This is a genomic window from Roseateles sp. GW821-FHT09H10 (assembly GCF_059415865.1).
This window is the reverse complement of record NZ_JBWKOB010000004.1, coordinates 252,405-272,674: the sequence shown is the minus strand read 5'-3', so window position 1 is coordinate 272,674 and position 20,270 is coordinate 252,405. Positions and strand designations below refer to the sequence as shown.

20 protein-coding genes, 1 tRNA gene and 1 pseudogene are annotated in these 20,270 nt (G+C 67.3%); 14 read left to right on the top strand and 8 right to left on the bottom strand.

Annotated elements, in window-relative coordinates:
* Window positions 1-8: 8 nt before the first annotated feature.
* The 5 genes from mutM (at window position 9) to AC07OY_RS19800 (ending at window position 4,932) form a co-directional block, all read left to right on the top strand.
* Window positions 9-827 carry a bifunctional DNA-formamidopyrimidine glycosylase/DNA-(apurinic or apyrimidinic site) lyase gene (gene mutM / locus AC07OY_RS19820; protein WP_495044334.1) on the top strand — a complete coding sequence of 273 codons (819 nt, stop codon included), beginning with the start codon at window positions 9-11 and terminating at the stop codon, window positions 825-827.
* Window positions 812-1,840, top strand: coding sequence for an A/G-specific adenine glycosylase (gene mutY, locus AC07OY_RS19815; RefSeq protein WP_495044333.1), 1,029 nt, complete (start codon window positions 812-814; stop codon window positions 1,838-1,840). The genes mutM and mutY overlap by 16 nt, the downstream gene beginning before the upstream one ends.
* A 4-nt stretch (window positions 1,841-1,844) precedes the next feature.
* Window positions 1,845-2,153, top strand: a complete 309-nt coding sequence (locus tag AC07OY_RS19810; RefSeq protein WP_495044332.1) for a hypothetical protein — start codon at window positions 1,845-1,847, stop codon at window positions 2,151-2,153.
* A gap of 64 nt (window positions 2,154-2,217) precedes the next feature.
* Window positions 2,218-3,054 (top strand): substrate-binding periplasmic protein, encoded by an 837-nt coding sequence (locus tag AC07OY_RS19805; protein WP_495044331.1) that lies wholly within the window; start codon window positions 2,218-2,220, stop codon window positions 3,052-3,054.
* 117 nt (window positions 3,055-3,171) lie between these two features.
* Entirely contained in the window at window positions 3,172-4,932 is a 1,761-nt protein-coding gene (locus tag AC07OY_RS19800) for a methyl-accepting chemotaxis protein (protein ID WP_495044330.1), read from the top strand.
* Between the two features lie 25 nt (window positions 4,933-4,957).
* On the opposite strand, the gene ampC is transcribed toward AC07OY_RS19800, so the two are convergent.
* The 7 genes from ampC to AC07OY_RS19765 form a co-directional block, all read right to left on the bottom strand.
* Entirely contained in the window at window positions 4,958-6,112 is a 1,155-nt protein-coding gene (gene ampC / locus AC07OY_RS19795; RefSeq protein WP_495044329.1) for a class C beta-lactamase, read from the bottom strand.
* Between the two features lie 9 nt (window positions 6,113-6,121).
* On the bottom strand, window positions 6,122-7,249 hold the full coding sequence (locus AC07OY_RS19790) for an FAD-dependent oxidoreductase (protein WP_495044328.1): 1,128 nt from the start codon (window positions 7,247-7,249) through the stop codon (window positions 6,122-6,124).
* A gap of 2 nt (window positions 7,250-7,251) precedes the next feature.
* Window positions 7,252-9,000, bottom strand: a complete 1,749-nt coding sequence (locus AC07OY_RS19785) for a M56 family metallopeptidase (protein WP_495044327.1) — start codon at window positions 8,998-9,000, stop codon at window positions 7,252-7,254.
* A complete protein-coding gene (locus AC07OY_RS19780) occupies window positions 8,997-9,383 on the bottom strand; it encodes a BlaI/MecI/CopY family transcriptional regulator (RefSeq protein ID WP_495044326.1) in 387 nt (128 codons plus the stop codon). The genes AC07OY_RS19785 and AC07OY_RS19780 overlap by 4 nt, the downstream gene beginning before the upstream one ends.
* 52 nt (window positions 9,384-9,435) lie before the next feature.
* Complete coding sequence (gene rapZ, locus AC07OY_RS19775) at window positions 9,436-10,350, bottom strand: RNase adapter RapZ (RefSeq protein WP_495044325.1); 915 nt, start codon at window positions 10,348-10,350, stop codon at window positions 9,436-9,438.
* 73 nt (window positions 10,351-10,423) lie between these two features.
* Window positions 10,424-12,115, bottom strand: coding sequence for a DNA repair protein RecN (recN, locus tag AC07OY_RS19770; protein WP_495044324.1), 1,692 nt, complete (start codon window positions 12,113-12,115; stop codon window positions 10,424-10,426).
* A complete protein-coding gene (locus tag AC07OY_RS19765) occupies window positions 12,116-12,982 on the bottom strand; it encodes an NAD kinase (protein ID WP_495044323.1) in 867 nt (288 codons plus the stop codon).
* Window positions 12,983-13,049: 67 nt separating this feature from the next.
* Here AC07OY_RS19765 and hrcA point away from each other — a divergent pair, with 67 nt between their 5' ends.
* Together hrcA and AC07OY_RS19755 are read left to right on the top strand one after the other, a co-directional pair.
* Window positions 13,050-14,057, top strand: a complete 1,008-nt coding sequence (gene hrcA, locus AC07OY_RS19760; protein ID WP_119046847.1) for a heat-inducible transcriptional repressor HrcA — start codon at window positions 13,050-13,052, stop codon at window positions 14,055-14,057.
* A gap of 47 nt (window positions 14,058-14,104) precedes the next feature.
* Window positions 14,105-14,181, top strand: a tRNA-Ile gene (locus AC07OY_RS19755).
* Between the two features lie 268 nt (window positions 14,182-14,449).
* Here AC07OY_RS19755 and AC07OY_RS19750 read toward each other — a convergent pair.
* Complete coding sequence (locus AC07OY_RS19750) at window positions 14,450-15,496, bottom strand: integron integrase (RefSeq protein ID WP_495044568.1); 1,047 nt, start codon at window positions 15,494-15,496, stop codon at window positions 14,450-14,452.
* Window positions 15,497-16,062: 566 nt separating this feature from the next.
* Here AC07OY_RS19750 and AC07OY_RS19745 point away from each other — a divergent pair.
* The 7 genes and pseudogenes from AC07OY_RS19745 to AC07OY_RS19715 all read left to right on the top strand — a co-directional run.
* On the top strand, window positions 16,063-16,647 hold the full coding sequence (locus AC07OY_RS19745; protein WP_495044322.1) for a hypothetical protein: 585 nt from the start codon (window positions 16,063-16,065) through the stop codon (window positions 16,645-16,647).
* A 757-nt stretch (window positions 16,648-17,404) separates the two neighbouring features.
* Window positions 17,405-17,689 carry a hypothetical protein gene (locus tag AC07OY_RS19740; protein ID WP_495042070.1) on the top strand — a complete coding sequence of 95 codons (285 nt, stop codon included), beginning with the start codon at window positions 17,405-17,407 and terminating at the stop codon, window positions 17,687-17,689.
* 165 nt (window positions 17,690-17,854) lie between these two features.
* Window positions 17,855-18,211 (top strand): hypothetical protein, encoded by a 357-nt coding sequence (locus AC07OY_RS19735; protein WP_495044321.1) that lies wholly within the window; start codon window positions 17,855-17,857, stop codon window positions 18,209-18,211.
* A 515-nt stretch (window positions 18,212-18,726) separates the two neighbouring features.
* Complete coding sequence (locus AC07OY_RS19730) at window positions 18,727-19,041, top strand: hypothetical protein (RefSeq protein ID WP_495044320.1); 315 nt, start codon at window positions 18,727-18,729, stop codon at window positions 19,039-19,041.
* A gap of 23 nt (window positions 19,042-19,064) precedes the next feature.
* Entirely contained in the window at window positions 19,065-19,538 is a 474-nt protein-coding gene (locus tag AC07OY_RS19725; RefSeq protein WP_495044319.1) for a hypothetical protein, read from the top strand.
* A gap of 67 nt (window positions 19,539-19,605) precedes the next feature.
* Complete coding sequence (locus AC07OY_RS19720; RefSeq protein ID WP_495044318.1) at window positions 19,606-19,914, top strand: DUF6980 family protein; 309 nt, start codon at window positions 19,606-19,608, stop codon at window positions 19,912-19,914.
* A 66-nt stretch (window positions 19,915-19,980) separates the two neighbouring features.
* A pseudogene (locus AC07OY_RS19715) lies at window positions 19,981-20,097 on the top strand (type IV pilus assembly protein FimV); the annotation flags it as partial.
* Window positions 20,098-20,270: the final 173 nt, after the last annotated feature.

Genomic DNA, 20,270 nt, shown 5'->3' with positions numbered 1-20,270 from the left:
TCGCCCCCATGCCCGAGTTGCCCGAAGTCGAAGTCACGCGCCGCAGCTTTGCGGATGCCATCCAGGGAGCCCGGGTGACCGGGCTGCGCCTGGGTAAACCGCTGCGCTGGCCCATAGGCGTGGAGCCCGAAACCCTGCTCGGCAGCAGCGTCGGCAGCACGCAAAGACGCGGTAAATATTTGTGGCTTCCCCTGGGAAACAGGGGTGGACTGCTGATGCACCTGGGCATGTCGGGCTCGCTGGCCTTCCTGGAAACAACGCCGGCACCGGGCGCGCATGACCATTTCGACCTGCACACCGACCGCGGCCTGCTGCGCCTGACCGACCCGCGCCGCTTCGGCGCCGTCGTCTGGGCCTCGGCCCTGGACGCCGAGCCGGTGGCGACGCTGCTGGGCGGCCTGGGCCTGGAGCCCTTCGACGAGCGCTTCGATGGCCTGCACCTGCATGCGGCCTTGAGCGGTCGGCGCGTGTCCATCAAGCAGGCCCTGCTGGCGGGCGACATCGTCGTCGGCGCCGGCAACATCTACGCCTGCGAAGCCCTTTTCATGGCCGGCATCGCCCCGACCCTGCCCGCCGGCAAGCTCAGCCGCCCGCGCGCCGACAAGCTCGCCGCCGCCGTGCGCACGGTGCTCGGCCAGGCCCTGGGGGCCGGCGGCACGACGCTGCGCGACTTCCGCGACGCCCACGGCGTGGCGGGCAGCTTCCAGATGCAGGCCCAGGTCTATGGCCGCGAAGGCGAGGCCTGCCGGCGCTGCGGCACGGCCATCCGGCGCATCGTGCAGGGCCAGCGTTCCACCTTCTATTGCCCGTCATGCCAGAAGCGTTGATCCCGGACTTCGGCAGGACCGTCGTCGCCTGGCAGCGCCGCCATGGCCGCCACACCCTGCCCTGGCAGAACACGCGCGACCCCTACCGGGTCTGGCTGTCGGAAGTCATGCTGCAGCAGACCCAGGTCACGACCGTGCTGGGCTATTACGAGCGCTTCCTGGCGCGCTGGCCGAAGGTGACCGACCTGGCCTCGGCGACGCTGGACGAGGTGCTGGCGCAATGGGCCGGCCTGGGCTACTACAGCCGCGCGCGCAATCTCCACGCCTGTGCCAAGGCTGTGGCGGAACTGCATGGCGGTGCATTCCCGCCCACGGCGGCCGGCCTGCAGACGCTGCCCGGCATCGGCCGCTCCACGGCGGCGGCCATCGCGGCCTTCTGCTTTGGCGAGCGGGTCGCCATCCTGGACGGCAACGTCAAGCGCGTGCTCGGCCGCGTGCTGGCCTTCGACGGCGACCTCTCCAGCAGCGCCGCCGAGAAGCGCCTGTGGGACCGCGCCGCCGAGCTGCTGCCTTCACAGGACGTCGACCGCTACACCCAGGGCCTGATGGATCTGGGCGCGACCGTCTGCACGGCGCGCTCGCCCGACTGCCTGCTCTGCCCCGTGCAGCCCCTGTGCCGAGGCCAGCAGGAGGGCGACCCGACGCGCTACCCCATCAAGACCAAGAAGCTCAAGCGCGGCCGCCGCGAGAACTGGTGGCTCTGGGTGGAGAAACCCGAGGGCCAGGTCTTGCTGCAGCAGCGCCCGGCCACCGGCGTCTGGGCCGGGCTGTGGACCCTGCCCATGTTCGACGACGAAGCCGGCGCCCGCGCGGCCTTGCCCGATGTCGCCCTCGAGACGCTGCCGCGCATCCAGCATGCGCTGACCCATTTCGACTGGGTGCTGCACACGCTGCGGGCCGAGACGCTTGGGGGAAACCTGCAGAGATTGGAGCCGGCCACCTGGGTGGCCCGGGAGAAACTCGCGGCTTATGCGCTGCCAGCGCCCCTGAAGAAGTTGATCGAAGAGAGTTGAGCCCATGGCCATGCAACCGCACATCAAGAGCGGCATCGAATACGCGGTGATCACCCTGCTGATCGGCCTCCTGTGCCTGTGGCAGCTCATCAGCAGCACCCAGGACGGCGAGCCGCCGGCCAGCAAACTCGCCCTGCTGGGCCTGGGCCTCGCCGTGGCTTGCGCGATGCATTGCGTGTTCATGATCCAGCTGGTGCGCCGCACGGGGCGCTCCGTCGTGCTGTGGTTCCTGGCCATCGTGCTGGTCCCGCCCATCGGCACGGCGGTGCTGCTGGCCCTGCTGCTGAGCGAATCGGACGCGCCCCAGGGCTGATCCGCGCATTGCCGCGGGGCGGCGAAACGGGCACAGTGGGCCGACACGACGGGAGGAAGCCGCGATGCACGCATTGCCGCCGCGCCAGGCAGGCCGCCGCCGGTGGCTGCTGGCCGCGTTGGCCGCCGGTGCGGCAGTCAGCATGGCCCAGGCGCAGCCGGCCTCGGCGCCTGCGTCCTCGGCCGCAGCGGCGCTGCGCATCGCCACCGGCGAGTTCCCGCCTTATGCCACCGCCAGCCGTGCTGACCAGGGCCTGGCCCTCGCAGTCGTGCGGCGCGCCTTCGAGCTGGCGGGGCGCCAGGTGCAGTTCCATTTCCTGCCCTGGCCGCGCGCTCTCGCCGAGACGCGCGACGGCCACTGGGACGCCAGCGCGCACTGGGGCGTGACCCCCGAGCGCCGGCGCGACTTCCTGCTCAGCGACAACCTCTACACCGAGCACTGGCAGCTGCTGCACCGGCGTGACATGGCCCTGTCCTGGCGCAGCATCGACGATCTGCAGCCCTACAAGCTCGGCCTGGTACCCGAGTACACCTACACGCCCGAGCTCTGGCAGGCGGCGCGCAGCGGCCGGCTGCGCTATGAGCAGCCCCGCAACGACATCGCCAGCCTGCGCATGCTGCTGCTGGGCCGCATCGACGTGCTGCCGCTGGACCGCAATGTGGCCTGCGACCTGCTGGCCCAGCAGTTCACGCCGGCCGAGGCCCAGGCCCTCAGCGCCCACCCGCGGCCGCTGAACGACCACTTCACGACGCATGTGCTGTTTCCGCCCGTGAAGGCGGGCAGCGAGGCGCTGCGCAGCGCCTTCAACCGTGGCCTGGCCCAGCTGCGTGCCAGCGGCGAGTACCAGCGCATGACGCGTGCCGCGGTGCCCTGTCCCCCGCATTGGCCGCTGCCGGACTGAAGGCGCGCTGCCGAGTGTCAGAAAGCTGACAGAAGTCGCGGAAAACGCAGCTCTTCCCGCATTGCCTGGCCCCGGGGAAAGAGGCACAGTCGTTTGCACAACGACAAGGGGACAGCCGTGGATGGACTGAAGAATCTGCGCGTCGGCACGCGCCTGAGCCTGGCCTTTGCGGTGCTGCTGGCCCTGATGCTCGCGATGGCGGCCATCGGCACGCTGCTGGCGAAGTCCATCAACCATTACGCCGAGTACTACCCCCAGAACATCCTGCCCTCGCTGAGGGTCGTCCATCAGGTCGATGCGGCCCTGTCGGACGCCCGGCGGCTGGAGCAGCAGCATCTGCTGACGGACGACGACAAGGAGAAGAAGTCCCTGACGGCGCGCATCCTCAAGTCCCGCGACGACCTGCGTCAACGCCTGAAGGACTATGAGCTGCTGAGCGCCGATGACCAGGACCGCGCCCTGCTCAAGCAGGTCGGCGAAGGGGCCGCGGCCTATTTCGCGGTGCAGGACAAGGTGCTGAAGGCCTCCGAGGAAGGCGCCTCCGACCCGACGCAGACGACGGCCGCCAAGGAGCTCACCTTCGGCGCCGCGCGCGCGGCCTTCACGCCGGTGCGCGAAAGCATCAACAAGTGGTGGGACTACAACGAGAAGCTGGCCGGCGACACCACGGCGGCGGCCGAAGCCGCCTACAAGCGCGTGCTGTGGATCTTCGGCGTCGCATCGATCGTGGCCCTGGTGATCGGCGTGCTGGCGGCCCTGTCCATCACCCGCTCCATCACCGGCCCGGTGCAGAAAGCCTCCGAGGCCGTCAGGGCCGTGGCCGGGGGCGACCTGACCCAGCGCCTGCAGAGCAGCTCGCGCGACGAACTCGGCCAGTTGCTGAGCATGCTGGACGAGATGACGCAGAACCTCGCGCGCATGGTGTCGGGCGTGCGTCTGGGCTGCGACCAGCTCAATGTGGCGGCGGCCGAGATCGCCCAGGGCAATGCCGACCTGTCGGCCCGCACCGAGAGCCAGGCCTCCAGCCTGGAGCAGACGGCGGCGTCCGTCGAGCAGATGGCCGCGCAGATCAAGGCCAATGCCGACAACGCCCGCCAGGCCGACCAGCTCGCCAATCATGCCTCCGAGGTGGCCGGCGCGGGCGGCACGGCCGTGGGCGAGGTCGTCACGACGATGGACGCCATCTCGACCTCCAGCCGCAAGATCAGCGACATCATCGGCACCATCGACGGCATCGCCTTCCAGACCAATATCCTGGCCTTGAACGCGGCGGTGGAAGCCGCCCGGGCCGGCGAGCAGGGCCGCGGCTTTGCCGTCGTGGCCGGCGAGGTGAGGTTGCTGGCCCAGCGCAGCGCCGAGGCGGCCAAGGAGATCAAGAGCCTGATCGGCGACAGCGTCACCAAGGTCGAGAGCGGCAGCAGCCAGGTGCTGGCCGCGCGCGAGACCATAGGCCAGATGGTCAACGAGGTGCGCAAGGTGACCGACCTCGTCGGCGAGATCACCGTGTCCAGCCGCGAACAGAGCGAGGGCGTGGGCCAGATCAATGCCGCCGTCAGCCAGCTCGACCAGGCCACGCAGCAGAACGCGGCGCTGGTGGAGCAGACGGCCGCGGCGGCCGAGAGCATGCGCATGCAGACGGCCAAGCTGTCCGAGGCCGTGGCGGCCTTCCGCGTCGACGCCAGCCACGCGCCGGCCCCCGCGCCGCGCAGCGCGCCCAAGCCGGCGCCGCGGCCCGCCGCGGCAGCCCAGGCCGTGGCGCCCAAGCCGGCACCGCGCCCCATGGCCAAGGCGGCGGCTGCGCCGGTTGCCGCTGCTCCGGCACCCAAGGCTGCGGCAGCCGCGCCCAGCGCGGCCGAGGGCGACTGGGAAACCTTCTAGGCCTGGCGGGCCGGCCGTGCGCCGTTCAGTCGGCGGCCGGGGCCAGCGCCTGCAGCATCGACCACGCCGCTTCCACGCGGGCCGGAATGGGGTAGTTGCGATTCGCCAGCATCACGAGGCCGACCCGCCGGGACGGAACGAAGGCGACATAGGCGCCGAAACCTCCCGTCGAACCCGTCTTGTTGAAGAGGCGCGGTTGATCTGGCGTCGCGCCGGTCAGCCGTTGCGCCGGCTGCGCGCCGAAGATCATTTCGGCCGAGTTGCCGCCCAGCAGCCACTCGCGTGAGACGGGGTAGGGGTATTGCTCCCAGCCCAGCCCCTGCACGAGCGGCCCGGAACGGAAGTGCCCCTGCTGCGTGGCCTCGACAGCACGGCGCATCGCCGGCTCCAGCGAGCCCGGATCGATGTTCGCCTGCACGAAGCGAAGCAGGTCCGCCGCCGTCGTCCTGACGCCATAGGTGGGCTCGGCAAGTGGCCCCGGCTGCATCCTGACCTGCTGGCCGCCACGATGGCCCCAGGCGTAGTCCTGCATCGCGCGATCGGGCAGGCGTACGTGGCTGCGGGCCATGCCGAACGCGGGAAACAGGCGGGTCTCGAGGGCCGTCGCGAAGTCCTGGTCCAGCGCCTTCGCCGTGACCAGCCCGAGCAGGCCCAGGCTTGGATTGGAGTAGCTGCGCACGGCTCCGGGGCTGTGCGCCGGCTTCCAGCTCCTGAAGTAGCCCAGGGCTGCCGCGTCACCCGCAACCGCATCAGGAAACTGCAGCGGCAGGCCGCCGGCCGTGTAGGTTGCGAGGTGCAGCAGCGTGGCCTTGTCGATGGCTGTGCCCTTCAGCTCGGGCAGGTATTTGCCGGGATGGTCGCCCATCGACAGCTTGCCGGTGCTCTGCGCGTAGGCCGCCAGGGTGGCGGTCAGTACCTTGCTCACCGAGCCGATCTCGAACAGCGTGGCGTCCGTGACGGGGGCCTGGGCCTGCCTGCCGGTGACGCCGAAGTTGAAGAGGTGGGAGCGGCCGTCGACGCTCAAGGCCACGGCCATGCCGGGGATGTCGTGACGCGACATCAGCGGCAGGATGGCGGCTTCCACGGCGCCACGGATGCGGCTGTCGTCGTCTGCTGCGTGCGCTGCGGCGGACGCCAGCGAAGCGCAGATGGCGAGAAGCGTTCTGGCTGGAACCTGCATGGGATCCGGCTAGAACAGCGTGGCCAGTTGCTGCACGGCGTCTTCGGACTGGGCCCGGTCGGGCGTGAGATCGGCATTGCCGAAATCGCCCACGCCCATGGCCGCGACGAGCAGGCCGTCGCGGCGCGGCAGCACGACGAGGTTGTGGCCGCGGTAGATCAGCGCGTAGTCCACCTCGGGCTGCGGGATCAGCCGGGCCGTCTGGCCGCGCACCGGCGTCATGCCGATGTCGTTCAACAGCCGGCGGGCGCCGTCGCCCATGCAGTTGACGACGACGCGCTCGGGCAGGCGGGCGAAGTCGCGCGGCGTGCGGAACTCGCGCTGCACCAGCTCGCCGCCGTCGCGGGCAAAGTCGTCCAGCAGCAGGCGCTGATAGGCCGGGATGTTGAAGACCAGCTGGGTGAAGCGGCGCGCATGCGCGGCGCGGAAGGGGTGCTCGCCGGCCGCCAGCGCCTTGCCGCGCGGGCGCAGGTCGGCGACGCGTGAGGCCAGCTCGGGGTAGTCCGGCTCGCCGATGTGGCCGGGCAGGGGCTGGTTGAAATCCTCGTCGGCCACGACATAGCCGTCATGCCATTCGACGGGCCCCGAGGGCAGGCCGAGGTAGCCCTGGTGCACCTTGAACGAGGCCCGCGCCATGGCTTCCCAGTCCGCCGTCCAAGCCTCGCTGGCATGCTCGCTGGCGATGATGCGCGAGTCCGGTGTCCACAGCCCGGTGGCGGCCGAGGAATGCACGCGCGGCGGGCGGTCCTTGGCGTAGAGGCTCACCTTGTAGCCGGCCTGCTGGGCCGTGCGCGCCGTGGTCAGGCCGATGGCGCCGCAGCCGATGACGGCGATGCGCTCGCCCGGCCGCGCGCCGCTGGCCTGGATCAGCGCCAGCGCGCGCTGGGCCGAGCCCCAGGACAGCGACCAGCCGCTGCCACCATGGCCGTAGTGGTGGACGACGGTCTTGCCGTGGCGCCTCTCGGCCTCGATGCGCGGCCCCTGGGCACGGAAGGGACGGATGCCGACGGCGATGTCGATGATGCGGTCCGTGCTGGCGCGCATGGCGGCCGGCAGGCGCGGCGGCGCGAAGTCGAGCGCATGGACAGGCAGGCCCAGAGCGGCGCTGCCGGCCGCGAGCAGATGGCGGCGCTGCATGTTCAGGAGCTTTGGCGGGCCAGTGACTTGCGGATCAGCGCCGCGTCGCGCAGGCGGTTGGCCGAGCCGTCGGCATCCAGCAGCACGACGGTGACCGGCCGCTTGCCGTTTAGGATGCGCATGGCCAGGCAGCGGCCGGCCTCCTCGGTGTAGCCGGTCTTGGAGACGCGGATGTTCCAGCCCTTGGCGCCCACCAGGCGGTTGGTGTTGCGCAGCTCGCGCGGCCGGCCATCAACGGTCGCCTTGGCCTTCTTGACGCTGGTGATGCGCTCGATCTCGCCATAGCGCGCGGCGGCGGCCGTGACGGTGGCCATCTCGGTGGCCGTGGACATATTGGCGGGCGACAGACCCGTCGAATCGCTGATGGTCGTGCGCTTGAGGCCGAGGGCGCGGATCTTGGCCTGCATGGCCTTGACGAAGCCGGCCTCGCCGCCGGGGAAGGTGCGGGCCAGTGCCGCGGCGGCGCGGTTCTCGGACTCCATCAGCGACATCTCCAGCGCCGCCTGGCGGCTCATCTGCGTGCCGACGCGCACCCGCGAGCGGCTGTGCTTCAGCGTGTCGACGTCGTCGCTGGTGATGCGCAGCTTCTCGCCGGGGTCCAGCTTGGCGTCCAGCACCACCATGGCCGTCAGCAGCTTGGTCAGCGAGGCGATGGGCACGACGGCGTCGGCGTCGCGGGCCATCAGCACCCTGCCCGTCGCATCGTCGATGACGACGACATGCTTGGCATTGACCGGCAGGCGCAGCTGCTGGGCCGGTGGCACGACCTCTGCGGCCGCGGGGGCGGACTGGGTGGCGGGCGCCGCCGGCACCTCGACGGGATCGCGGGCCTTGGCCTGCACGACGAAGCTGGTGGCGGCGATCAGCAGGGCCGGCAGGGCCAGCTTCCAGCCGGTGGCCTGGGGACGGGGGGCGAGCAGGCGCTCGATGCGGGCCAGCAGTTGGCCGCCGCGGGCGGCCATGGCGAGGGGAGTTGGGGTCATGGGAGAGGAATTGAGTTCGGACAGTGCGTGCAGGGCCAGGGCCAGGCGGCGCCGGCCATCGCTCTGGCCGAGCAGCTCGGCCGAGATCTCGTCGGCCACCAGTTCGCGCTCGTGGCGCATGCGGGCGGACAGCCACCACACGACGGGATGGAAGAAGAGCAGGGCCTCGACGGCGCTCTGCAGCAGGTTGGCGAGGTAGTCCCAGCGCCGCACATGGGCCAGCTCGTGGGCCAGCAGGGCCTCGATCAGGTCCACCGGCAGGCGGGAGAGCAGGGCAGCCGGCAGCAGCACGCAGGGCTTGAGCAGCCCCAGCGCGATGGGGCCGGCCAGGTCGGGCAGCAGGCGCAGCGGCACCCTGCGCTTCAGGCCCAGGCGGCGGGCGAGGGCATCCAGCCGCGCCTGCCATTCGGCCGGGGCCGGCGTGGACCGGCGGCGTGCCCGGCCGACCCAGGCCAGGCCCAGCGCCAGGCGAGCCAGCATCAGTGCCGTGCCCAGGGCCCAGGCGGTGACGAGGGCCGGCAGCTGCTCGGCCAGCGGCGGCAGTTCGCCGATGAAGTCGGCCTCGCCCGGCGCGAAGTCCAGGCATTGGGCCAGCGGTAGGCCCAGGCAGAGGGCCAGGCCGGCGGCGCAGACGGCATAGCGCCAGCGCGCCGAGGCGCCACGCATCAGCGCCAGCAGCAGGGCCACGGCGCCGCCCACCACGGCACCCTGCCAGACGAAGTTGACGAGGGCCCAGCCCCAGGCATTCATGGCGAGTTCAAGGCTCATGCCTTGTCTCCCTTCTCACCCAGCAACTGGCGGATCTCGGCGCGTTCCTTGGCGCTGACATGGCTCTTCAGGGCGGCCAGCACCAGGGCCTTGCCCGAGCCGGCGAAGGCCTTGCTGATGAAATCCTTCATCAGCGATTGCTGCAGCTTGTCCTGGGCCTGCACGGGCGCATAGAGCTGCGGGCGCTGGCTCTCGTCGCGGCTCAGCAGGCCCTTGCCGTGCATGACCTGCAGCTGGCGCAGCACGGTGGCGTAGCTGGCGTCGGGGCGCTCGGCCAGCAGGGCCTCGTGCACGGCCTTGGCGTCGGCGGCCCCAAGGCGCCACAGCACCTGCAGCAAGTCCAGCTCGGCGGCCGTCGGCTTGGCGGAGGGCGTTGAATTCATACATTCAGAATATCTGTTCTAGAACTCAATGTCTAGAACAAACATTCTGAAACTACCTTGCATCCAGTTCGCGGTGGCGCTTCAGCACATGGCCGTGATGGCTGAACTGCCTGGCCAGCATCTCGACGAGATAGACCGAGCGGTGCTGGCCGCCGGTGCAGCCGATGGCCACGGTCAGGTAGCTGCGCTGGTCGGCCGCGAAATTGGGCAGCCAGCGCGACAGGAAGCCCGCGATCTGGCCCATCATCAGGCCGACCTCGGGCTGGGCCGCCAGATAGGCCGCCACCGGCGCGTCACGGCCGGTCAGCGGGCGCAGCTCGCGGTCGTAATAGGGGTTGGGCAGCACGCGCACGTCGAAGACGAAGTCCGCGTCGCTGGGCACGCCGTGCTTGAAGGCAAAGCTCTCGAAGACCAGGGTCAGCTTGGTGCCGGCATGGGGGCCGACGAGGTCGCTCAGCCAGGCGCGCAGCTGGGCGGCGCGCAGCTGGCTGGTGTCGATGACGGTGGACTCGGCCTTGAGCCCGCCGAGCAGCTCGCGCTCCAGCTGGATGGCGTCCAGCAGCAGGCGGTGGCTGTCCTCGGCGGCGCCTTCCAGCGCGCCGAAGCCGGTGTCGCGGTCCTCGCGCAGCGGGTGGGGGCGGCGCGTCTCGGAGAAGCGCCGCATCAGCGCCTCGTTGTTGGCGTCCAGGAAGATGGAGCGCACCGGCACGCCCTTGGCGCGCAGCTCCTTCAGCAGCGGCAGCAGCAGCGGCAGGGAGCCCGCCGAGCGCACGTCCACCGAGATGGCGACGCGGCGCTCGCCGCGCTGCTGCTCCAGGCGCAGGAAGTCCAGCAGCAGCTCGGCGGGCAGGTTGTCGACGCAGAAATAGCCGGCGTCCTCCAGCGCGTGCATGGCCACCGACTTGCCGCCGCCGGACATGCCGGTCAGCAGCACCACGTCGCCATGCGGGTCGGTGTCCATGTTCATTGATGCACCCTTCGGCCTGCGGCTTGTCCCGCCAAGCGGGAGCGAGCTTGCTTGGGGCTGCCCGGCGCTGCGCTCATGACCTGGCCTTCTTCGGTTTGGCCGTGGAGGCGTCCAGCATCTCCTGCGCATGCGCGAGGCTGGTGGACGACAGGCGCTCGCCGCCCAGCATGCGGGCGACTTCGGCGACGCGGGCTTCGCCGGCCACGGGGCTGACGGAGCTGACCGTGCTGCCGTCCTGCAGGGCCTTGGCGACGACGAGATGGCGGTCGGCGCAGGCGGCGACCTGGGGCAGGTGGGTGACGGCCAGCACCTGGCGCTGCCCGTCGGCCGCATGGCCGAGCTGCTTCATCAGGCGGCCTACCGTCTCGGCCACGGCGCCGCCGATGCCGACGTCGATCTCGTCAAAGATCAACGTGCCGGGGGCGTTGCCGGTAGCGGCCTGGCTGGTGGTCACGGCGATGGCCAGCGCGATGCGCGACAGCTCGCCGCCCGAGGCCACCTTGGCCAGCGGCCGCGGCGTGCTGCCGGCGTGGCCGGCGACGAGGAACTCGGCGGATTCGAGGCCGAAGCTCTGCGGACCGTCGGCCGGCTGCAGCGCGATATCGAACTGGCCACCGGCCATGCCGAGCTGCTGCATGGCCGCCGTGACGGCGGACGCGAGCTGGGGCGCGGCCTTCTTGCGGGCCCGGCTGGCGGCCTGGGCCTCGCTGTCGAAGGCCTTGCGCGCCGCGGCCAGGGCAGCCTCGAGCTGGGCCGGGTCGCTGGCAGCGTCGAGCGCGGCCAACTCGGCGCGCCACTGGGCGAGCAGGGCCGGCAGCTCCTGAGGCTGGCGGCGGTAGCGTCGCGACAGCGTCATCCAGGCAGACACGCGCTCATCGAGCTCGGCCAGGCGGGCCGGGTCGAGGTCGGCCTTGTGCAGATAAGCCGACAGCGTGTGGCAGGCGTCCTGCAGCTGGGCCTGCACATCGCGCAGGGCCTGCACGGCGGGCAGCAGGCGGGCGTCGTGGTCGAGCACGCGTTCCAGCTGGTCCAGCGCGCCGCCGGCGAGGGATTGGGCACTGGGCTCGGCTTCGTCCAGTGCATCCAGGGCCGACTTGGCCGCGTCGATCAGCGACTGGCCGTGCGACAGGCGCTCATGCTCGGCATTCAGCTCGGTCCATTCGCCCTCGGCCGGCGCCAGGCCGTCGAGTTCGCCGATCTGCCAGGCCAGGCGCTCGCGTTCGCGCTGGGCCTCGGCCTGCAGGCCCTGGGCCTTGGCCAAGGCTTCCGACGCCTGCTTCCAGGCCGCGTGGGCACGGGCCAGCGGCGCGGTGTCCAGGCCCGCGAAGCCATCGAGCAGCTCGCGCACGGAGGCCGGGCGGGTCAGGCCTTGCCAGGCATGCTGGCCGTGGATGTCGAGCAGGTGGTCGGCCAGCTCGCGCAGCTGGGTCAGCGTGGCCGCGCCGCCGTTGATCCAGGCGCGGCTCTTGCCGGTCGTGTCGATGACGCGGCGCAGCAGCAGCGTCGCTTCGTTGTCGTAGCCGGCCTCGTCCAGCCAGGCGCGCAGATGCGCCGGCGTGTCGAACTCGGCGCAGATCTCGGCCTTGGCCGCGCCCTCGCGCACCACGCCGGCGTCCCCGCGGCCGCCTAGGGCCAGCTGCAAGGCGTCGATGAGGATGGACTTGCCGGCGCCGGTCTCGCCGGTCAGCACGGCGAAGCCGGGCTCGAAGTCGAGCTCCAGCGCGGGAACGATGACGAAGTCTTTCAGGCTCAGGTGCCGCAGCATCTAAACGTACCACCTCAGTTTGCGACGCAAGGTCGCGTAATAACTCCAGCCCTTGGGGTGCAGGAAGCGGACTTGGTGCTGGCTGCGCCGCACGGTGATGGTGTCGCCGTGCAGCAGGCTGGCGAGGCTTTGCATGTCGAAGTTCACCGAGGCGTCGCGGCCGGCGACGATCTCCATGCGCACCTCGCCCAGGTCGGGCAGCACGATGGGCCGGTTGGACAGGGTGTGGGGCGCGATCGGCACGATCAGCCAGCCGGCGATGCTGGGGTGCAGGATGGGCCCGCCGGCCGACAGCGCATAGGCCGTGGAGCCGGTGGGCGAGGCCACGATCAGGCCGTCGGCGCGCATATTGGCGACGAACTGCTCGCCGACGTTGACCTTCAGCTCCACCATGCCGGAAGTGCCGCCGCGGCTGACGACCACGTCGTTGAGCGCCAGGCCGGAGAAGATGGACTCGCCGTCGCGCCAGACCGCGCCTTCCAGCATGGCCCGCGGCTCGACCTCGTAGTCGCCCGCCAGCACCGGCGCCAGCGATTCGCGCCAGCGCTCGATGGGGATGTCGGTGATGAAGCCGAGGCGCCCCTGGTTGATGCCGACCAGCGGAATGCCGTGGCGGGCCATGTCGCGCGCAAAGCCCAGCATGGTGCCGTCGCCGCCGATGACGACGGCCAGGTCGCATTGCCGGCCGAGCTCGTCGTTGGACAGCGCTTCGTAGTCGGTCAGGCCGGTGTTGAGCGCGGTGTCTGCTTCCAGCGAGACATCCAGCCCCTGGCTGCACAAAAATTGGGCAATCTCTTCCAGCACCGGCTTGATGCCTGGCGCCTGATGCTTGCCCACGATGGCGACATGTCTGAAGCGCTCGGCCATGCGGCAAATTACACCACAGGGGTATCGCCTCTCCCGGGAGGAAACGGGGGTTTCATAGAATGTACGGATGCTCGACGAGCGATCCAAATCCCTGCTGAAAACCCTGGTCGAACGGTATATCGCCGACGGCCAGCCCGTGGGGTCGCGCACGCTGTCCAAAGCCTCGGGCCTGGAACTCAGCCCCGCGACCATCCGCAACGTCATGGCCGACCTCGAAGAGCTCGGCCTCATCGCCAGCCCGCACACCAGCGCCGGCCGCATCCCGACGGCGCGCGGCTACCGCCTGTTCGTCGACACGATGCTGACGGCCCAGCCTGGCCTGATCGGTGTCGAGACGGCCCAGCTTCAGCCCGACCAGCCCCAGCGCGTCATCGCCAGCGCGGCGCAGATGCTGTCCAACCTGTCCAGCTTTGTCGGCGTCGTCACGGCGCCCAAGAAGCCCAGCGTCTTCCACCACATCGAATTCCTGCGCCTGGGCGAGCGCCGCGTCCTCGTCATCCTCGTCGCGCCCGACGGCGACGTGCAGAACCGCGTCGTCTTCACGGCCCAGGACCTCAGCCAGGGTGAATTGCAGGAGGCCAGCAACCGGCTGAATGCCGGCTATGCCGGCCTGACGCTGGAGGCCGTGCGCGAGCGCTTGCGCCATGAAGTGGACGCGCTGCGCGGCGAGATCGCCGGCCTGATGAGCGCCGCCGTGCAGGTGGGCAGCGAGGCCATGCAGCAGCAGGAAGAGCGGGTCGTCGTCTCCGGCGAGCGCAACCTGCTGACCGTGCAGGACTTCAGCCACGACATGGGCAGCCTGCGCCGCCTCTTCGACCTCTTCGAGCAGAAGACCCAGCTGATGCGCCTGCTCGACACCTCCAGCCGGGCCGAGGGCGTGCGCATCTACATCGGCGGCGAAAGCCAGGTTGTGCCCTATGAGGAGCTGTCGATCGTGTCGGCACCTTATGAAGTGGATGGCCAGGTGGTGGGCACCCTGGGCGTCATCGGCCCGACCCGCATGGCCTACGACCGCATGATCCAGATCGTCGACATCACATCGCGGATGGTGGGGCAGGCGCTGTCGCAGCGCTGAGGGCGGCGTCGCCTCGGCCCTGACTAGAATCCGCGCCTCCTCCCCGGGGGCCGTTAGCTCAGTTGGTCAGAGCAGAGGACTCATAATCCTTTGGTCATTGGTTCAAGTCCAATACGGCCTACCAACAAAATCAACAGGTTAGCTGCGAAAGCTGGTCTGTTGTTGGCATTCGGTGTCAACGAACTGTCAACCCGTGAATGCGGAGGCATCCATAGTTGCGCCGTCCCTTCATCGCTCCAATCAAGCGCAGGCTAGATGTCGGCTGCAGGCGGTCTGCTGTCCTTGGCCGGCGGCGTCCCGGGGTCAGCAAAGTGCCCAAAGCGGAAGTTCGCCGTCCCTCGGCGACAGGCTACTGGTGGTCAGTCCAGAATGACTGCTTCCTGGCCGTTCTTCTAGGCGTCAAGTGATACCCCCGCTGACCGGGCAGCCATGGTGTCCATGGGACTGCGCACAGCCCCACCGCCAACCTTCAGCACATGCGTGTAGATCATGGTGGTGGCCACGTCGGCGTGTCCTAGAAGATCCTGCACCGTACGGATTTCGTAGCCATCCTGAAGCAGGTGCGTGGCGAACGAATGCCTCAGTGTGTGCGGCGTCGCGGGTTTGTGGATCCCGGCGCCTTGGACCGCTCGCTTGAATGCCCGCTGAAAGGTCTGGTCGTATAGGTGATGGCGGCGCACGACGCCCGAGCGCGGATCCACAGAATGGTGATCCTGCGGAAACACCCAGAACCATGCCCAGGATGCACCAGCCCTTGGGTACTTGCGCTCCAACGCGTCGGGCATCTCGACGCCGCTCTTGCCGGCGGTCTGGTCGGCCGACCAGAGAACGTGTGAACGCTGCAGCTGCATCTTGAGCTGGCTCTGCAGAGCCTCCGGCAGCATGAGCACTCGATCCTTGCCGCCTTTGCCTTGCCGGACGATGAGGGCGCGATGCGCGAAGTCCAGGTCTTTGACTCTGAGCTGCAGCGCCTCAGTGATGCGAAGCCCCGTGCCATAGAGCAACTGCGCCAACAGTGCATGTTCGCCCTGCATGAGCGCAAACACACGACCCAGCTCCTCTCGCGTGAGCACGACGGGAATTCGGCGCTGACTACGCGGCCGACCAATCTCCTGCATCCAAGGCAGGTTCACACCCAGCACCTTGCCGTACAAGAACAGCAAGGCTGACAGCGCCTGGCGGTGAGTCGAAGAGGCCACCCGGCGCTCGTCAGCAAGCCAGCTCAAGAACGCCTCGACGGCATCTGCGCCGAGGTCCTTCGGGTGCTGCAGCCTGTGGAAGCGGATGTACGCCCGGCACCAGTACACGTACGCGTCCTCGGTCCGGAGGCTGTAGTGCAGGAAGCGAATACGCTCCCTCAGCTGATCCAGGAGCCGCTTGGACTGCAACGGAGGCAAGTCGGCGGCTGGCACTGGTGGCGGCACTCTCTCAGGCGCCATTGACGAACCCAGCATCCTTGCCTCCAATCCGCCCCGAAGGTCGCGAGCCTGCGGATGGAGGCCTAGACCATGACCTCCGCGACGCAACTGATGGAATGCCGGCTTGCCGGCATTGTTGATGCTGTATAAATTAACAGACAAACAGCTTGAAATCAAGCAATGGCGCGGCCTGCGGGCCAGAGAGGTGTCCGATGTTATGCAGACAGGTGCCGGTGTTATGCAGCAAAACAGTCGCCCTACAACCTAGTTATGCAGCAGGTTAGGTTGAACTCCATTAGTGGCTTTGTGCCGGGCTTGCGCGGCGGCCTCGTCGCGCCGGAAGCTGAGCGTTCCGCGAAGCCGGATGAGCGCGTTGCGGTGTCACGCGTTGCCAGCTCCGAGGTTCGGTATTCCGCCCGCATTGCGCTCCCGGCTAGTCCACCAGGCCTGCTCGCCTCATCCTGCGGTGGGCGTCAGCTTCGGCAGCTTCGGGCTGCCGCCACCGCTGTGCCTTCGAATGGCGGGGCTCGGCATAACCCGTCGCTTCAGCGGACGGCTTCGCCGCCCGCTGAGCTTGGACGTTAGCCATGGAAAGCGTCGATGACAGTGAACTGCGAGCAATTCAGAAGAAGTTGCTGGACGGATTCATCGGAAGCCCGCTTGCACCTTGTGTAAGCGAGGCCGACGTCTCGGCATTTGAAGATGTTCATAGGATTGAACTGCCAGCTGAATACCGTGCCTTCATAACGAAGATAGGCAATGGCTGTAGTGAACTGTTCGGGCTTGGCGAAATGGGGGATGGAACCCATTGGTCTCAGAATGATGGGTTCATTGGTGAGCTTGCCAAACCATTCCCTTTCACTGATGTGTATAACGACCTGCGAAGTTTCCCCGAGTACGAGGAAGAGCGTGCCCATGATCCGGAGTGGATTGAGGCCTACGAGGCGCGGCGGGATTCGTTCGACAAGATCTACTTCAGGCCGCTCGACGGGGCGATTCCAATCTCCGAATTGGGATGCGCAATAAGGGAGTGGCTAATCATCACAGGTCCGGAAAGGGGAAACATCTGGCATGACGATCGCGCAAATCTTGAGGGGCTTCGACCGTATCGGGGATCTGACAGTCCCCGCCTGTCATTTCTCGAATGGTGCAAAGGTTGGCCCAATGGCTAACCGGTTGCTGCAGCGGACGGCTTTGCCGCCCGCTGAGCGCCGACGTTATGCAGCAGGCTAGGTCGAACTCCATCAGAGGCTTTGTACCGGGCTTGCGCGGCGGCCTCGTCTCGCTGGCGACCGAGGGTTTCGCGAAGTCGGGTGAGCGCGTGTCGGCGTCACGCTTTGCAAGCGCCCAGGTTCGGGCTCCCGCCTGCATTGCGCTTCCGGCTAGTCCACCAAGCCTGCTCGCCTCAGCCTGCGGCGCCTTTCAACTTCGGCCGCGTCTCCGTGTCGTGGTCATCGGCGCTTCGACAAACGGCGCTCGGCATAACCGGTCGCTGCAGCGGACGGCTTCGCCGCCCGCTGACCTTTCACGTTGAGCATCACGTCCGAGGCAGTTGTCCATCGCATAGAGTCAAGCATGTCACGTCAATTCCTCGGTCGATCAGCCATCGCAGACATCATCAAGAGTCGCGAGCGCACAAATGCTATCCAACGGCGAGAAGGCCTGACTGCGCATCCTGTCAGCTTCACCTTTTGCGGGTGCACAACTCCGAACTGCGGTGGCTGGCACACGATAGAAACTGATCGGAAGGTCCCATCCCCCGAAGAATGCGCGGACATCATCAAGGCCGCCAGCTCAGCGAGAAAGCGCGCCAAGCGCAAGGGTGCCAAGGCCTGAGACGTGAGGCCAGTTATGTTCACCTCAGCGATGCCCAACCCTTCGCTCCAGCGGACGGCTTGGCCGTCCGCTGAGCTTGCACGTTAGGGCGCGATGTTCGACGACCGTTCTCTGCGACGCGCGCTTGCCTCACCAATTGTTCAGTGGCTCGCGTCCCTGACGCTGTCCGCCATGATTGTTCTTGTGGCGGTTTTGGCAGTTTTGGGATTGGTGGATCACGCCTACATTCAGCGCAACCCCGTCGCCGCTATCGAAGAAGATCTTGGCTATGGGCTCGTTATGGTGGGCTCGCTCATCGCTTGCGCGGCAGTGGCGCTGCCTGTTTGGGGTCTACTGTCCTGGCGGATCAAGCGAGCTTTTGGGCGAAGGCTTCGTTGAGCATGCCGCGCCCTAACCTGCCATTGCAGCGGACAGCTACGCCGCCCGCTGAACTTCAACGTTAGGCCTCACACAACTACGAGTCAACAACAATTATTTGCCCCTGTGAGTCAGCGCAGCACTTCGCGCGCAGACAGACAGCATGGCTACGCGGAGGAGTTAAAAATGGACGACCGACAGTTTCAGACTCACTTGGAATCCTTCAAACTCGAGCACGATTTTTTGAAGCACCTGGCTTCACTGAGCACCGGTTCGATTCTTCTGATGGTCACGTTCCTAGAGAAGCTTTTCTCGAAGCCAGTTGCCAAAGAGCTCGTCGCGGTTTCCTTGGTTGCGTTTGTCGCTTCGATCACTGGCGCGCTGGCAATTCACTTTCTGTCGCTATTGCGAATGGAAGATCCACCCGAGAGCAAGATGGGTGCTGCTCAAGTCATCTTCGGCGCACTGCTGAGCCTTGCGACGTTTGGCGGCTTCCTGGTGGGACTGGGATCTCTGGTTTGGTTCGCCCTCAAAAATCTATGAGTTGGGTTTCAGTCCTTCTCCATCGTCGACATTGAGTGCGGTGAGGCCTAACCTGTCGCTGCAGCGGACGGCTTCGCCGTCCGCTGAGCTTCAACGTTAGGCCTCTAGACGACAGGGCAACCGAAGATCTTCGGCGACAGTGGGTTCGAACTGAGGCGTACCTTCTAAGCGCTCGGGAGCAGTTGCCGTCCGAGGCGCTCGTCGCATGTGCGCAAGATCTGAAGCAGGTCGACGAATTCATTCAGAACAATGAGCTCGGCTTAGCGGCAGATTGGTTGAATTCAATAGTGCGAGAGTTCGGAATTGCGGCCATAGATGCAATGCAGTTCTTGGCTCTTGCTGAGGCGAGCATGGGTCGGTCGGAAAACGTTAGGTCCATTGATCTGCTTTTGTCCACCTTGCTAGGGAGAGAGCATGACACCACACTGCCATCAGCTGCCTAACCAGTCGCTCGAGCCGACTCGCGTCGGCAGGCCGCCGCTCGCAGCTCAGCTTCAACGTTGAGCAGCAGGCATATGAACCTACTTTTGAGAGTCGAGGACACTTTCGAAATCCCGGCCTTCGGCGGCCTCGTGGTTGTGCCCGGCCCGCTCGCCCAGGACTACGGCGGTCCAGCCAATCTGGAAGTCCAGCTGCGCATGCCCAACGGTTCCGCCGTGCAAGCAACGCTTACGGTTCAGTGGATTTCGCAAACACCGCCGCCCAAGGAGTTGCGGTGGGGTTGTGTCTTCCGCGGGCTCTCAAAATCAGATGTTCCTGTGGGTACTGAGGTCTGGTACCAGCCTGCTGCCCAACCTTTCGCTCCAGCGGACAGCTTCGCCGCCCGCTGAGCTTTCACGTTGTACGGCAGCGCATGGCAACTAAGCTCACCTGGGACGACCTCTTTCTCCAAGATCCGCGCCTCGATTTCGAGCGCATCTTTAGCTGCTGGCCGCAGATCGGCGGCAAGGTCCGACCGATTGGACTCTCGGCGTTCGGAGACGCGTTCTTCGCGAAGCCCGATGAATCGGTGTGGGTGCTCGATGCTTTCTCTGGCGAGGTCCGCACGGTGGCGGCCTCCCAATCGGAGTTCGCCGCAAACATGAATTCGCAGCCGTGGCAGGAACGAAACCTTCGGAGCGAGTTGGTTCTGGCGCTGCGCGAGCGCGGCACAGAGCGCGGTCCGTTGCAGGTATTTGCTCCGGTTCCTCATCCAGCGCAGGTCGGCGCGGTTCTCCTAGATCGCGCGCAAGTTCTCGATGCCGTCGTGTGGCACAGCATCAGCAGTCAGGCGCTAGCGCAAGGCACCGCTGTGTCCGGCAAGAAAGCCTGGTGGAGGTTCTGGTGAAGCCGCCGTACAACCTTTCGCTGCAGCGGACGGCTTCGCCGCCCGCTGATCTTTGACGTTAAGCCGCATGCCAAAGCACTGTTGCGATGCGATGCAAGCTCAAGCGGAGTTCGCTTGCCCTGTCCATCCCGAGCCGGAGGACTGCCCTGACGCGCTCATCAGCTACTCAGACAGATTTCGGGAGTACGGCCTCTTCCTACAGGACGGCGGGTCGAGCTCAATGGCAATCCACTTCTGCCCTTGGTGCGGAACCAGGCTCCCCGACTCCCTACGCACTCGGTGGTTTGAAGAGTTGGCGGCCCGTGGCTTCGATGATCCGTGGTCGCAGGAGATTCCTGAGGCATTTCGTACTGGTGCTTGGTATGGTGCGGCTTAACCCTTTGCTGCAGCGGACGGCTTCGCCGCCCGCTGAGCGCGAACGTTACGCATCATGGTTACACCGGATCCCATTGCAGAGGCAGAAGTATTCATCGCCTATGGTCGCAAGGCGCAGGCTATCGAGCTGCTCAGAGAAGCGGCGCGCGCGTATCCAGAGCGAGATGACATTCGCCAACGTCTGGGCTCGTTGGAACTCGCCTCCCCCGCGGGCACCACACACCAGAACAAGTTCGTTCTCGCGCTTGCAGTCATCGCTGTGCTCGTCGTCGTCGTGGCGGTGAGCATGGCCGCCTTCTGAGTCTGGCTGGATCGTAGATGCACACGCTCAAGGCGCACGTGGCGAGAATGATGCCT

Excerpts from the sequence above, each read along its gene's own strand:
- hrcA (WP_119046847.1), top strand. The coding sequence starts at position 13,050 with ATGCTCGACGAGCGATCCAAATCCCTGCTGAAAACCCTGGTCGAACGG.
- AC07OY_RS19790 (WP_495044328.1), bottom strand. The coding sequence starts at position 7,249 with ATGCAGCGCCGCCATCTGCTCGCGGCCGGCAGCGCCGCTCTGGGCCTG.
- rapZ (WP_495044325.1), bottom strand. The coding sequence starts at position 10,350 with ATGAACATGGACACCGACCCGCATGGCGACGTGGTGCTGCTGACCGGC.
- AC07OY_RS19730 (WP_495044320.1), top strand. The coding sequence starts at position 18,727 with ATGAACCTACTTTTGAGAGTCGAGGACACTTTCGAAATCCCGGCCTTC.
- AC07OY_RS19810 (WP_495044332.1), top strand. The coding sequence starts at position 1,845 with ATGGCCATGCAACCGCACATCAAGAGCGGCATCGAATACGCGGTGATC.
- AC07OY_RS19735 (WP_495044321.1), top strand. The coding sequence starts at position 17,855 with ATGGACGACCGACAGTTTCAGACTCACTTGGAATCCTTCAAACTCGAG.
- mutM (WP_495044334.1), top strand. The coding sequence starts at position 9 with ATGCCCGAGTTGCCCGAAGTCGAAGTCACGCGCCGCAGCTTTGCGGAT.
- AC07OY_RS19745 (WP_495044322.1), top strand. The coding sequence starts at position 16,063 with ATGGAAAGCGTCGATGACAGTGAACTGCGAGCAATTCAGAAGAAGTTG.
- mutY (WP_495044333.1), top strand. The coding sequence starts at position 812 with ATGCCAGAAGCGTTGATCCCGGACTTCGGCAGGACCGTCGTCGCCTGG.
- AC07OY_RS19780 (WP_495044326.1), bottom strand. The coding sequence starts at position 9,383 with ATGAATTCAACGCCCTCCGCCAAGCCGACGGCCGCCGAGCTGGACTTG.
- AC07OY_RS19725 (WP_495044319.1), top strand. The coding sequence starts at position 19,065 with ATGGCAACTAAGCTCACCTGGGACGACCTCTTTCTCCAAGATCCGCGC.
- AC07OY_RS19785 (WP_495044327.1), bottom strand. The coding sequence starts at position 9,000 with ATGAGCCTTGAACTCGCCATGAATGCCTGGGGCTGGGCCCTCGTCAAC.
- ampC (WP_495044329.1), bottom strand. The coding sequence starts at position 6,112 with ATGCAGGTTCCAGCCAGAACGCTTCTCGCCATCTGCGCTTCGCTGGCG.
- AC07OY_RS19740 (WP_495042070.1), top strand. The coding sequence starts at position 17,405 with ATGTTCGACGACCGTTCTCTGCGACGCGCGCTTGCCTCACCAATTGTT.
- AC07OY_RS19720 (WP_495044318.1), top strand. The coding sequence starts at position 19,606 with ATGCCAAAGCACTGTTGCGATGCGATGCAAGCTCAAGCGGAGTTCGCT.
- AC07OY_RS19805 (WP_495044331.1), top strand. The coding sequence starts at position 2,218 with ATGCACGCATTGCCGCCGCGCCAGGCAGGCCGCCGCCGGTGGCTGCTG.
- AC07OY_RS19765 (WP_495044323.1), bottom strand. The coding sequence starts at position 12,982 with ATGGCCGAGCGCTTCAGACATGTCGCCATCGTGGGCAAGCATCAGGCG.
- recN (WP_495044324.1), bottom strand. The coding sequence starts at position 12,115 with ATGCTGCGGCACCTGAGCCTGAAAGACTTCGTCATCGTTCCCGCGCTG.
- AC07OY_RS19750 (WP_495044568.1), bottom strand. The coding sequence starts at position 15,496 with ATGGCGCCTGAGAGAGTGCCGCCACCAGTGCCAGCCGCCGACTTGCCT.